General features: G+C 72.6%; 10 protein-coding genes. 3 read left to right on the top strand and 7 right to left on the bottom strand.

Annotated features, from left to right (window positions below):
• Positions 1-4: 4 nt before the first annotated feature.
• From ABEB00_RS22290 to ABEB00_RS22280, 3 genes are all read right to left on the bottom strand, one after another.
• On the bottom strand, positions 5-2935 hold the full coding sequence (locus ABEB00_RS22290) for an eCIS core domain-containing protein (RefSeq protein WP_345621793.1): 2931 nt from the start codon (positions 2933-2935) through the stop codon (positions 5-7).
• Positions 2936-3101: 166 nt separating this feature from the next.
• The gene (locus tag ABEB00_RS22285) at positions 3102-3350 is read right to left on the bottom strand and encodes a helix-turn-helix domain-containing protein (protein ID WP_345621792.1); all 249 of its coding nucleotides are present in this window, start codon (positions 3348-3350) and stop codon (positions 3102-3104) included.
• Positions 3350-3847, bottom strand: a complete 498-nt coding sequence (locus ABEB00_RS22280; protein ID WP_345621791.1) for a DUF2975 domain-containing protein — start codon at positions 3845-3847, stop codon at positions 3350-3352. The genes ABEB00_RS22285 and ABEB00_RS22280 overlap by 1 nt, the downstream gene beginning before the upstream one ends.
• A 191-nt stretch (positions 3848-4038) precedes the next feature.
• On the opposite strand from ABEB00_RS22280, the gene ABEB00_RS22275 reads away from it, so the two are divergent.
• Positions 4039-4233, top strand: coding sequence for an antitoxin (locus tag ABEB00_RS22275; RefSeq protein ID WP_345621790.1), 195 nt, complete (start codon positions 4039-4041; stop codon positions 4231-4233).
• A 187-nt stretch (positions 4234-4420) separates the two neighbouring features.
• Complete coding sequence (locus tag ABEB00_RS22270) at positions 4421-5941, top strand: MFS transporter (protein WP_345621788.1); 1521 nt, start codon at positions 4421-4423, stop codon at positions 5939-5941.
• A 28-nt stretch (positions 5942-5969) separates the two neighbouring features.
• Here the strand turns inward: ABEB00_RS22270 and ABEB00_RS22265 are convergent, their stop codons facing one another.
• Together ABEB00_RS22265 and ABEB00_RS22260 are read right to left on the bottom strand one after the other, a co-directional pair.
• On the bottom strand, positions 5970-7340 hold the full coding sequence (locus ABEB00_RS22265; RefSeq protein WP_345621786.1) for a DEAD/DEAH box helicase: 1371 nt from the start codon (positions 7338-7340) through the stop codon (positions 5970-5972).
• Between the two features lie 137 nt (positions 7341-7477).
• Positions 7478-8167, bottom strand: a complete 690-nt coding sequence (locus tag ABEB00_RS22260; RefSeq protein WP_345621784.1) for a hypothetical protein — start codon at positions 8165-8167, stop codon at positions 7478-7480.
• Between the two features lie 483 nt (positions 8168-8650).
• On the opposite strand from ABEB00_RS22260, the gene ABEB00_RS22255 reads away from it, so the two are divergent.
• Positions 8651-9856, top strand: coding sequence for a glycosyltransferase (locus ABEB00_RS22255; protein ID WP_345621783.1), 1206 nt, complete (start codon positions 8651-8653; stop codon positions 9854-9856).
• Positions 9857-10295: 439 nt separating this feature from the next.
• On the opposite strand, the gene ABEB00_RS22250 is transcribed toward ABEB00_RS22255, so the two are convergent.
• Positions 10296-10973, bottom strand: a complete 678-nt coding sequence (locus ABEB00_RS22250) for a response regulator transcription factor (protein ID WP_345621782.1) — start codon at positions 10971-10973, stop codon at positions 10296-10298.
• Positions 10970-12130 (bottom strand): HAMP domain-containing sensor histidine kinase, encoded by a 1161-nt coding sequence (locus ABEB00_RS22245; RefSeq protein WP_345621781.1) that lies wholly within the window; start codon positions 12128-12130, stop codon positions 10970-10972. The genes ABEB00_RS22250 and ABEB00_RS22245 overlap by 4 nt, the downstream gene beginning before the upstream one ends.
• Between the last annotated feature and the right edge of the window lie 109 nt (positions 12131-12239).

Genomic DNA, 12239 nt, shown 5'->3' with positions numbered 1-12239 from the left:
CGGCTCACCCGCCGCCGGCCGAGCCCTCGCCGCGGTCCTCCTTGGGGTCGCCCCACTCCTTCTTCATGGCCTTCCAGCGGTTCGCGAACGTGTTCGGTTTGATCCGCATGAACTCGCCCACCGACGTCCAGGAGATGCCGTCCGCGATGGTCTCGTACGTCAGGCGCCGCAGGCCGTCCGGGAAGGCGGGGGTCCAGTACGTCCCCTGTTCCGTGTGCCGCTGCCACTCGGCGCGGAAGTCGGGCGCCATGGCCGCCTTGAGCGCGTCCACCTTGTCCTGATGGCCCCTGATGTGCCCCGCCTGCTTGGGCTCCTCCTTCTTGAGCTGCTTGCCCAGGGCGGCGGCGGACAGCTTGAGATGGGCGGCGACCCGGCTCTGGGTGCTCGCCTTCTGGGCCAGCACCCCCTCCACCGCGGTGCGCAACGCCTCGGGGAACACGGCGTCGTACTTGCCCCCGCCGGCCGCGGGCCGCCGCTGCCACTCGGCGAGGAACTGCGGTGTCATCGCCGCGCTCAGCAGCGGCGCCACCTGCTCCAGGAAGTGCGCCTCCGCCTGTTCCTTCTGCGCGCCGCGGTTGACGGCCGGGGCGGGGCGGGCCTTGGCGGCGGGGCCCCGCAGCGAGAGCGCGCCGGTGGCCTGCTCCAGTCCGGAGAGCGAGAGGGCCGAGTCGTATCCCTCGTCGTCGCTCGACGACGCGCTGTCCAGGGTGGGGACGACCATGGCGTTCGTCGGATAGTTCCGCTTCGCCCCGTTCGCCTCCAGCTCCATCGGCTCCTGCATGCCGCCCGCGTGGCCCTCCCGGGCCTCGGGGCCGGGAGTGACACCGGTGACACTGGAGGCGTACATGGGGCGCTGGTCGGTCATGTTGTGCGCGAACCAGTTCTTGTCCCCCTCGCCCTTCTTCTCGAAGGCGTCCGGGAAGTTCTGGGCGATGGCGCCGAGGGCGTTCTGGAAGAAGTGCCCGCCGTTGGGGTTGTAGCGCACGTTGATGCCCAGCTCGTCACGGAAGTAGTCCAGCAGGGCGAGGCACGCCTTGCACGGCCGCTTCAGGCCGCGGATGAGCACCGGGTCGTGCTCGGTCTCCTTCGTCACGCCGGCGTTGTGCATGAACATCATCAGCTTCTGCTCGGCGTGCAGCACGTCGTCGTTGCCGCCGTTGTGCAGCAGGAACGCGTACTTGTCGTAGTCCGCCTCGGATTTGCTGAGCAGCGCGGACAGGTAGGCGCGGTACTTCGGGTCCGTCGCCGCCTGGTTGGAGATGTCCACCTTGCGGACCCACTTGACGTTCCGCAGCGCCCGCGTGGTGGCGTTGTCCCTCTTGTACATCTCGTCCTGCGACGGCAGCTCCGGGAGGTTCTCCACCCGCGGGGCGGGGATCAGGCCCTCGGCCAGTTTCCGCCGGGCCCGGCGGTCCCGCCTGCGCTTCTCGTCGGGACCGATGCTCGAACCGAGCCGGGGCGCGGCCGGGTCCCGGCCGGTCTTGCGCCGCTTGCCGCCCTGCTGGTCACCGCCGGGCGCCGGGCGCTTGCCGCTCGCGACCGAGCCTTCCGCCCGCTCCTCGCGCTCGTCGTCCGCCTCGCTCGCGTCCTCCTCGTCGAAGTCCTTCAGGAGGACGTTCACCAGCCCCTGGCCGGGCGCGTCCTCCGTGTCGGACGACTCGTCGGCCGCGTCCAGGAGATGACGGTGCAGGGCCTGCACGGTCTGGTTCAGGTTCGAGGCGAAGGCCAGGCGCCCGTTGAAGAGCATGCCCTGGATCTCGTCCTCGGTCTTGCGCACCTTGTCCTTCCCGGCCTCCGCGGCGCCCTCCGCCGCCATGGCCGGCCGGCTGTCCTCCTGCTTGTTCTGCTCCTCCAGCCAGGCGACGGCACGGTAGACCCGGCGCACGGCATGCCGCAGGCTCTGCTCGTCGCGCTGGTTCTTGTAGCTGCGGGTGTGGCGGACCATCACCTCCGGGGCGACCCGGCCCCACTGCCGCATGTTCTGCTCGCACGTGCACGCCTTGACGAGGTCGCCGACCTTCTGTGCCTTGCGCTCCCAGGAAGTGGTCCCCGCACCCTGGGCGCTGGTCCCGGCCGGTGCCCGCTGCACGTGCGCGGTGGCCGGTGCCCGCTGCACGTGTGTGGTGGCCGGTGCCCGCTGCACGGCGGTGCCCGCCGCGCCGCCGGCCGGGTGGCCCAGGTGCGGTGCCTCGCCGCGGGCGAGCCGGCGGCCGTTGGCGGCGGCGGAGACCTCGAAGGGGTCGCCCCGGTGGGAGACCTTGGCACCGGAGCCGTCGTCGGTGCCCGCGACCGGGCCGCGCATCTGCTGGTGGACGTGGTCGACCTCGTGGAACATCGTCTCGTCGTCGACGGCGGCCCGGCTGACGACGATGGACGACCCCGAGGTGTAGGCGAGCGCCCCGTACTCCTGCGCGGACTGCCGCGCGACCGCGTCGGAGTGCACCCGCACATGGCTGAAGTCCACGCCGTACGCCTGCTGCGCCCGCTGCAGGATGTGGGACGCGAGCGGGGAGCCGGGCGACCGCTTGGCGTCGAACACCGATGACTGGCGCGCGACGCCCGGCCGGTCCGGTTCCGGTGCCGACACGCGGCGCTGGACGGCGGGTTCGGCCAGGTCGTGTTCCGCGCAGCAGCGCTGGATGACCGGGTGCCCGCCGGATGCGGACGAGCACCGCTGCACGGACGCCCGCGTGTCCTCGGACCGCTCCGGCTGCCCCGGCCTCGCCGCGGCCTCGCCGGACGGCTCGGGGCCGGGAGCCGTCCCCGGACGGCACTCGGGGCCGTGCTGGTGCCGGGCGAGCTGGATCGCCCGGGACACGGCCGCGTTGCCGGCCGATCGCTGCAGGGCCAGGAGCGCGGACTCGGCGGGCTTGGGGCGGGCGGGCACGGCGGCCGGACCGCGCTCGGAGGAGCGATCCTGACTCTGGATGCGCATGACATCCCTTCGTTCGGAAGGGCAACGGCATCCCACGACTACGGGAAGGTGCCGCGTGCCCGCAAGGGCCGGGCGGGCAGTATCGAGGGCAGCGTCCGGCGCGGGCGGAGTACGGCGCGGGTCGAGCGCGGCGCGACCTGGCAGAACGCGGGGAGCCGGGCGGAGTTCAGGGGGTCCGGGCGGCGGGCGCGTCGCCCGCCGGGTGCGGGGCCTCGGCCTCCCAGCGCAGCAGGTCCCCCGGCTGGCACTCCAGTACCTCGCACAGGGCGGCGAGCGTCGCGAACCGCACCGCCTTCGCCCGGCCGTTCTTCAGTACGGCGACGTTGGCCGGGGTGATGCCGACCCGGGCGGCGAGTTCCCCGACGGACATCTTCCGCCTGGCGAGCAGCACGTCGATGTCGACCACGATCGGCATCAGATGACCTCGGCGAGTTCGGCCCGCATCCGCGAGGCCTCCCCGTCCACCGCCACCGCCTGGGCCAGCAGCGTCCGCAGCACCAGCACGATCAGGGCCACGCCGAAGACGGCCAGGGCCAGCAGGCAGATCAGGCCGACCACACCCGGGGCCACCGCCTCTCCCGGCGCCAGGAGCACCGCGAATCCGAACACCACCAGGGACGCGGCGACGAACGCCCCGATCACGAGGTGCACGTAACGGAAGGCGCCGGCGGAGAACACCGTGCCGCGCCGCACCATCGTCACCAGCCGCCACACGCAGGCGAGCACGACCTCGACCGTCACGACCCCCGCCAGCGTGAGGACGAGGACCGGCACCCGGAGGTACGCCAGATCCGCGTCGAGGTCCCGCAGATCGCTGTTGAGCAGCGGGACCATCACCGCCTGGACGAACACCGAGGCCACGAACAACGCCACGATCACGGCGCGCAGCGCCAGCACCGCCGACTTACCCATCCGTCGTCTCCTCGTCATCTCTTCCGTCGAGATCGATCCATCGATCCATCTATCGAACAGCGATATAAAGCTATCGAAAATCGATAGATCAGGCAATCGGCCGGGACGGTGCGGTTTCCGAGGTGAGGAGTGGGACGCGCTGGGTACCCGCACCTCTGGCACGACGCACGCGACATTGCGGGAGGTATCCCATGGGCAAGCTGGGCGACATGGCGAAGAAGGCCAAGGAGATGGCGAAGGGCCACCCCGACCAGGCGGACAAGGGCGTGACGCGCGCCGAGCGCATGGTCGACGAGCGGACGGGCAACAAGTACGACGCCCAGACCGACAAGGCCGCCGACGCGGCACGCCGCTCCTACCAGGGCGACAGGCCGACGGACCGGTAGCCCGCCCGCCGAAGCCCGGTCACCCGGCGCCACGCGCGCGCCGGGTGACCGGGCTTCGGCATGGTCCGGACCCGGAGCCGATCCGTACCTGGAGCCGTACCCCTATCCGGCCTCGGACCCCGACTTCGGACATAGGACCGGACCTAGGCCGAAATGCCGGTGCAAGGACCGTCGGGCGGTTGAGAGCATGACAGTCATGCTCGAAGCCACTGACGTCACCCGTGTGCCCCGCCGCCGCCCCTCCCCGCCCACCTGGCTGGTCGTGGCGCTCGCCTGCGCCGGACAGTTCCTGGTCGTGCTCGACGTGTCCGTGGTGAACGTGGCGCTGCCGTCGATGCGGACCGACCTGCACCTGAGTGAGCACGGGCTCCAGTGGGTGGTCAACGCCTATGCCATCGCGTTCGCCGGTTTCATGCTGCTCGGCGGCCGGGCCGGTGACCTCTACGGCCGTAAGCGGATGTTCCTGGTCGGCCTCGGCCTGTTCACGGCCGCGTCGCTGGTCGGCGGGCTCGCCCAGGACGGCTGGCAGTTGCTGCTGGCCCGGGCCGCGCAGGGCCTCGGCGCGGCGGTGCTCGCACCCTCGACGCTGACCATTCTCACCTCCGCCGTCCCGGAGGGCGCCGCCCGCGCCCGGGCCATAGCGACCTGGACGGCGGTCGGCGCGGGCGGCGGCGCGGCCGGCGGTCTCGTCGGCGGCGTGCTGGTCGAGACGCTGTCGTGGCGCTGGGTGCTGCTGATCAACGTGCCGGTGGGCGCGGTGGTTCTCCTCGGCTCGGTGATGTGGCTGGCCGAGAGCCGCGCGGGCGACGGCCGGCGGCTCGACCTGCCGGGCGCCCTGCTGGTGACGGGCGGGCTCGCCACCCTCGCGTACGGCATCTCGCAGACCGAGGCGGCGGGCTGGACGGCGGCGGCCACCCTGGTACCGCTGCTCGCCGGGCTCGCCCTGATCGGCTGCTTCTTCGCCGTTCAGGCCCGTACGGCGGCTCCGCTGATGCCGCTCGGTCTGCTCAGGGCACGGGCGGTGGCGTCGGCGAACGCGTCGATGTTCCTGTGCGGCTCCGCGATGTTCTCCATGTGGTTCTTCATGACGCTGTACGCGCAGAACGCGCTCGGCTACTCGCCGCTGGACGCCGGTCTCGCGCTCGTGCCCAGTTCGCTGGCCGTGGTCGTCGGCTCCAAGGTCGCCCCACGCCTCATGCGGTGGGCGGGGGCGCGGACCGTGACGGTGGCCGGGACCCTGGTGGCGGCCGCCGGGTTCGGCTGGCAGTCCACGATGACCGCGACCGGGCCCTACCTCACCACGATCATGATCCCGGGCATCCTGATGATGCTGGGCGCGGGCCTGGCCGCGACGCCGCTCGCCGCGCTGGCCACGGCGGGGGCCGCGCCGGGCGAGGCCGGGCTGGTGTCGGGGCTGGTCAACACCTCCCGCACGATGGGCGGTTCGCTTGGCCTCGCGGTCCTGTCGACGCTCGCGGCGGCCCGCACCGGACAGCGCGGGACGCCGCAGGCGCTGACGGAGGGCTACGCGCTGGCGTTCCGGACGGGCACCGGCGTACTGGCCGTCGGCGCGGTCGTGATGCTGCTGTGGCTGCCACGCGGCACCAGGGAAGCGGGAGCGGCCGCAGGGACGCAAGGGCCCACAGAGACGGGAGGGGCCGCGGGGACGGGAAGGGCCGCAGAGACGGGAGGGGCCGCGGGGGAGTGATGTCGCGGCGGCAGGGGCCCGTCCGGGATCAGCGGCCCCTGCGTACCCGGGCCGCCGCGCGGGCCTCCGCCGCCTTGCGGGCGTCGGCGGACTTGCGGGTCTCCTTGGCGGGACGGCCCGGGCGGGTGCCGAGGCCGCGGAAGGGCGCGTTGCCGCTGTCCGCCTTCGTGTCGTTCGGCGGCCGCTTGGCACCGGTGAGCGCGGTCAGCTTCGCCTCGCCGGAGCGCACCGGGGTGACCGTCGGGCGGACACCGGCCTCGGACGTCATCCGGTTCACGTCGCGCCGCTGGGCCGAGGTGACCAGGGTGACCACCGTCCCGGACTGCCCGGCCCGCGCCGTGCGCCCACCGCGATGCAGGTAGTCCTTGGCGTCGGCCGGCGGATCGACGTTGACGACCAGGTCCAGGGCGTCGATGTGAATGCCCCGGGCCGCGACGTTCGTCGCCACCAGCACGGCGAGGGCACCCTCCGCGAACTGGGCGAGCGTGTGCGTGCGCTGCGGCTGCGACTTGCCGCTGTGCAGGGCGCCCGCCCGCACCCCGCTGGCCCGCAGATGGCGGGTGAACTGGTCGACGGCCGCCTTGGTGTCCAGGAACATCAGCACCCGGCCGTCCCGGGCGGCGATCTCGGTCGCCGTGGCGTACTTGTCGGCGGGGTGGACGACCAGGACGTGGTGCTCCATCGTGCTCACCGAGCCCGCCCCGGGGTCGACCGAGGCGTGCACCGGGTCGTTCAGATATGTCCGTACCAGTTCCTCGACCTGGCGGTCGAGCGTGGCCGAGAACAGAAGCCGCTGCCCGTCGGCGGGGACCTGTTCCAGAATGTCCGAGACCTGCGGCAGAAATCCCAGGTCGCACATCTGGTCCGCCTCGTCGAGGACCGTGATCCGCACCTGGTTCAGATGGCAGTCCCGGCGCGACACCAGGTCGGTCAGCCGCCCCGGCGTCGCGACGACCACGTCGGCGCCGCCGCGCAACTCCGCCACCTGCCGGTTGATCGACAGCCCGCCGACCACCGTCGCCAGCCGGACGTTCAGTGCCCGGGCGTACGGCATCAGGTCGTCGCTCACCTGCTGGGCGAGTTCCCGGGTCGGCACCAGGACCAGCGCGAGCGGCCGCTTCGCCTCCGCCCGCCGGCCCGCCGTCCGCACGAGCAGGGCGAGCCCGAAGGCCAGCGTCTTGCCGGACCCCGTCCGCGCCCGGCCGAGGACGTCACGACCGGCCAGCGCGTCGGGCAGCGTCGCCGCCTGGATCGGGAACGGTTCCGTCACCCCGAGCCCGGTCAACGTCTCCACCACCGCGGGCGGCAGTCCGAACGCGTCGAAGGACGCGGCCCGGGGGGCCGTCTCCGGTGACGTCTCACCCCGGGAGGGTCCGGAGGCCGGCGGCTTCGCGTTCATGGGGCACCTTCCTGATCTGGCGCCCCGGAACGCACCGGGGTCCGTACCCGAACGGTACGGACCCCGGTGCGAGAAAGCGCGGGCAAAGCCTATCAGCGGCCCGGAACCCCGCCGCCGTGCCAGAGGTGCCCGAGGGGTCAGCCCGCGACGGTGTTGTAGTTGACGATTGCCTCCACCAGGAGAGCGACCGCACCGGTCAGCGGGCTGTCCACCCCTTCGCTCACCACCTCGGGCAACCGGTGCGCCTCCTTCTCGGCGACCGCCACCATGCCCCAGAACGCGTTGTAGCCGTCAGGGTCGGCGGGCTTGTCGGTGGCCGCCCCGACCGTCACGACACCGTCCCCCTCGACCAGGGCCAGCGCGCCCATCTGCCGCAGCGTGTCGGGATCGCGCTCCTCGGCGGCCACCACGCTCCACCCCGCCGTCTCAGTGTGCCGCAACGCGGCGAGCAGACTGCCGGGCCCGCCCGGACCGGAGACAACGATGTCAGGCAGAACGAGGGCCACCGGCCCCCGCGTCATCGGCAGCGCCGACCGGATCGCCCCGTCGAGCCCCGGTGCGAGCGCCTGGTCCTGGTAGACGAAGACGAGCTGGAAGGTCTCGGCGTAACGCGCGAGATAGGTCACCGTGTCCAGCTTGTGGGTGCCGAACACGACGACCAGGCGCACCTGGAGTCCGCTCTTGGCCAGCTCGACGACGGCCTCCAGGCTGCGGTCCAGCACGGTGACCCCGGGAGCCAGGCAGTGCAGCTCCTTCGAGTAGGGCGCCCCGAAGCGCGATCCGACTCCGGCGCAGGGCAGGATGACCGAGACATCGGGGATGGGCACGGACGAACTTCGCATGGAGTGGCTCTCAGGTGGTGTCGACGATCAGAAACCTTGGGCGCCTCGCCGGGTACGGACCCCCCCCGGGGCCGACAACGCAGCGTCGGCCCGGAACGCACGCCGACGATCACCGTAGCCACCGGGGCGGCTCCGGGCGAGAGGGCGTGGGTGACCGGCAGAACCCGCCGCGAGGGGTCTCGCCGGCTCCGCTCCGCCGACGTCCCCCCGAGCGGTGACGAGGCGGCGACGAGGCGTGATCGGGCCGGCCGCCTCGGGTGCGGGGGCTGCCGCCTCGGGTGCGGGGCCTGCCGCCGCGTCCGGTGCCACGCGACATACACTGCTGCCGCGCACGCGCTCCGGCCGGCGCATCGCCGTCCACGAGGACCGCTCGAAGGCCTGGGCGGCCCAGGCCGCGACGCGGCGGAAGACAGACCTGGGCGGCCCAGGCCGTGACGCGGCGGAAGACAGAACGGAAGAGGACACGCAATGCGGGTGCTGTTGTCCACCTACGGGACGCGTGGCGATGTCGAGCCGCTGGTGGCACTCGCGGTGCGGCTGGGGGAACTCGGCGTGGAGGTGCGGATGTGCGCCCCGCCGGACGAGGAGTTCGCGGAGCGGCTGGCGGCCCTCGGGGTGCGACTGGTGCCGGTCGGGCCTCCGGTACGGGAGTTGATGCGCGGAGCGACGCTGCCGTCGGCGGCCGATCTGGCCCGCTACCGGACCGAGATGGTCGCCACCCAGTTCGACATCCTCCCCGCGGCGGCCGAGGGGTGTGACGCGCTGGTGGCGGCCGGCCTGGCACAGATCGCCGCCCGGTCCGTGGCCGAGGCCGCGGGCATCCGCTACGTGTACGCGAGCTACGCGGCGGTCCACCTGCCGTCGCCGCACCACGCGCCGCCACCGCGGCCGGGCTGGCCGGAGCCGGAGGTGAACGACCACCCGACGCGGTGGGAACTCGACGCCCGGCACGTGAACGCGCAGTTCCGCGAGGCACTCAACGCCCACCGGACGTCGAGCGGTCTGGCACCGGTGGACAACGTCCGTGACCACGTCTTCACCGACCGGCCGTGGCTGGCGGCGGACCCCGTCCTGGGGCCCTGGCGCCGGACCCCGGGCCTCGACGTGACACAGACGGGTACCTGGAGCCTGCCGGACGAACGCCCGCTCCCGGCCGACCTGTTGACGTTCCTGGAGGCGGGCGCGCCGCCCGTCTACGTGGGCTTCGGCAGCATGCGCCCGTCGCCGGACATCGTCCGCGGCGCCGTCGAGGCGATCCGTGGCCAGGGCCACCGCGTACTCGTCTCCCGCGGCTGGGCGGACCTGGAACTCGTCGACGACCGGGACGACTGCTTCGCCCTCGGCGAGGTCAGCCACCAGAGCCTGTTCCGCAGGGTGGCCGCGGTGGTGCACCACGGCGGCGCGGGCACGACGGCGACGGCCGCCCGGGCGGGCGTGCCGCAGGTGGTGGTGCCCCTGCGACTGTCCGACAACCCGTACTGGGCCGGCCGGGTGGCGGACCTGGGCATCGGCGCGACACTCGACGGCCCGACCGCCACCGCCGAGTCCCTCGACGTCGCCGTCAAGACGGCCCTGGCACCCGAGACCCGGGCGCGGGCCGAGGCGCTGGGCGGCAAGATCCGCACCGACGGGGCGGCGGTGGCCGCGAGCCTGCTGGTCGACTCCCTCCGGTGACGTCGTCCCGCGCCGGCACGGTGGTCGACTGCTAGGGCGTACGCCCTAGTAGGGCTTGGTCAGGTTTGTATGGGTGTGGGTATGTTGCGGTGGCAGGTGGGGCAGGCGCCGGTCCAGGTGGCGAGGAGTGTCTGCAGGTCCCGGACGACTTGGTAGAGGCTCAGGCCGGCGCCGGATCTTTTGGGTCTCGCGTCAGTCGTCGCAGGGTGCAGAAGGCATGGGCGGCGGAGACGAGGGTGACGTGGTGGTGCCAGCCGGTGAAGGATCTTCGCATCATGCAAGTCTCAGAAGGGGGTCCGCGCGACTTTTGAGTGAGAACGGGTGCTGGGAACGGAAGCGGGTCCGGCGGCGGTCCGGCGACCCGTTTTCGATCTTGCTCGGGCAAAGGCCCCCCCGTTTGTGAGAGTAACCGCGTGTGTCAGTCTCAGAAGTCGGCTGCTCAGTCAGGTGGGACGGCTGGGTCGATGATCCGATATCCCACGCCGGGTGTGGTGGCGATGACCGGAGGGGCGCCGAGTTTGCGGCGCAGGCGGCTGATGGTCACCGTGACCGTGTTGGTGAACGGGTCGGCGTGCTCGTCCCAGACCTGTTCGAGGAGGTCCTCCGTGCTGAGGAAGGCGGGGCTCGCGTTCAGGAGGGCTTCAAGTACCGCGAACTGCTTGACGGAGAGGTCGAGCTGGTGGCCGTCGCGGCTGGCGGTGCGGCGCATCGGGTCGAGTTCAATGCCCGCCGCGCTCAGCGTGCGGGACCGGGCGGCGGGGCGACGGCGGGCCAGGGCGCGGAGGCGCAGGACGAGTTCGGGAAAGTGGAAGGGCTTGGCGAGGTAGTCGTCAGCACCCAGGATCAGGCCGCTGACGCGGTCGCCGGGCGAGTCGGCGGCGGTCAGCATCAGGACCATCACGCGGCCGTCCCGCTCGGTGATCATCTGGCAGAGGGTGTCGCCGTGGATGCCTGGCAGGTCGCGGTCGAGCACGACGACGTCGTACGCGTTGACGTCCAGCTTGGCCGCGGCGTCGAGCCCGTCGTGGGCCACGTCCACGGCCATGCCCTGGTCGCGCAGTCCCTCGGCGATGACTTCGGCGAGGGGGCGGGCGTCCTCGACCACCAGGACTCTCAACGCGCCACGCCCGTCTCTGTGCCGGGGGCTTTCGCCGTCGCCCTGCCGTCCGCACGAGGGAGGGTGATAGTCACGCGCAGGCCGCCGTCGGGGCGGGCGCGCAGGTCCAGGGTGCCGTGGTGGGCCTGGGTGATGGCCGCGACGATGGAGAGGCCGAGGCCGCTGCCCTGGCCGGTGCCGGTCCGGTCGGCGCCAAGACGGCGGAAGGGTTGCGCGAGGTCCGCCACTCGCCGCTGGTCGAGGACCGGCCCGCTGGACTCGACGACGAGGGACACTGCGCCCGCCTCATCTCCTTCGGTCTGTACCGCGACACTGATCCAGCCCCCAGGGTCGTTGTACGCGATCGCGTTGTCGACCACGTTGTCGGCCACGCGGCGCAGCAGCGTCCGGCTGCCCCACACCCACGCGGAGTCGTCGCTCCGGTCCTCACGCACGGTCAGCCCCTTGGCCGCGATGTCCTTTGCCCGTCCGGTCAGGGCGGTCTGCGCGAGTGGGCCGAGGGCGAGGCGCGCCGAGTCGGTGAACTCGCCGTGCCGGGTGCGAGTCAGGACGAGGAAACTCTCCAGCAGCCGGTCCACCTGGTCGAGTTCGGCGCGTATCCGGGTGGCCAGCGTGGCCGTGGTCTCGGGTACCGGGCCCGGCTTGGCGAGGGCCACGTCGAGGGAAGCCCGCATCGTGGTGAGCGGGGTGCGCAGCTCGTGGGAGGCGTTGGCGACGAAGAGGCGCTGGGCATCGAAGGATCCCTCCAGGCGGCCGAGGAGGTCGTCGATGGTGTCGGCGAGGTCCTTCACCTCGTCGCGGGGGCCGCCGATGGCCAGGCGTTCGTGCAGGCTGTCGGCGGTGATCCGGCGGGTGGCCGCCGTCATCACGCGCAGCGGGCGCAGCACCCGGCCGGCGACGAACCAGCCGAGGCCGACCGAGATCACCGCCATGACGCCGAGGGCGATGGCGGAGCCGATCACGATCTGCCGGGACTGGGTGTCGTGCGCCTGAACCAACTGCCGCTCCAGCGCGTCGATGCGGCCCTGGGCCTGTGCCTCCGTGGCGGGCTGATCGGTGCCGCCATCGGGGGCGGTCCGGCTGGAGCGCGATCCGCCGGATGCCACCACGGCCGCGATGACCAGCAGCGCCGTTCCCGACAGCAGGAACAAAGTCACGTACAAGGCGGTGAAGCGGGTACGGGCAGTGCCACGGCGCAGGCCGAGCCGGGCTGCCAGGCCCGCGAGCCGTCGGGGCGGACCCCATTTCATCCGCATGCTCCCCTCT

The organism is Streptomyces ziwulingensis (genome assembly GCF_039542605.1).
GTDB lineage: Bacteria > Actinomycetota > Actinomycetes > Streptomycetales > Streptomycetaceae > Streptomyces > Streptomyces ziwulingensis.
Note: the sequence above shows the minus strand (reverse complement) of the source record. Positions and strands in the feature narration are given on the sequence as shown.

What these genes read in the sequence shown, in the direction of transcription:
- ABEB00_RS22290 (WP_345621793.1), bottom strand. Translation starts at nt 2,935, where the DNA reads ATGCGCATCCAGAGTCAGGATCGCTCCTCCGAGCGCGGTCCGGCCGCC.
- ABEB00_RS22280 (WP_345621791.1), bottom strand. Translation starts at nt 3,847, where the DNA reads ATGGGTAAGTCGGCGGTGCTGGCGCTGCGCGCCGTGATCGTGGCGTTG.
- ABEB00_RS22265 (WP_345621786.1), bottom strand. Translation starts at nt 7,340, where the DNA reads ATGAACGCGAAGCCGCCGGCCTCCGGACCCTCCCGGGGTGAGACGTCA.
- ABEB00_RS22285 (WP_345621792.1), bottom strand. Translation starts at nt 3,350, where the DNA reads ATGCCGATCGTGGTCGACATCGACGTGCTGCTCGCCAGGCGGAAGATG.
- ABEB00_RS22270 (WP_345621788.1), top strand. Translation starts at nt 4,421, where the DNA reads ATGACAGTCATGCTCGAAGCCACTGACGTCACCCGTGTGCCCCGCCGC.
- ABEB00_RS22275 (WP_345621790.1), top strand. Translation starts at nt 4,039, where the DNA reads ATGGGCAAGCTGGGCGACATGGCGAAGAAGGCCAAGGAGATGGCGAAG.
- ABEB00_RS22255 (WP_345621783.1), top strand. Translation starts at nt 8,651, where the DNA reads ATGCGGGTGCTGTTGTCCACCTACGGGACGCGTGGCGATGTCGAGCCG.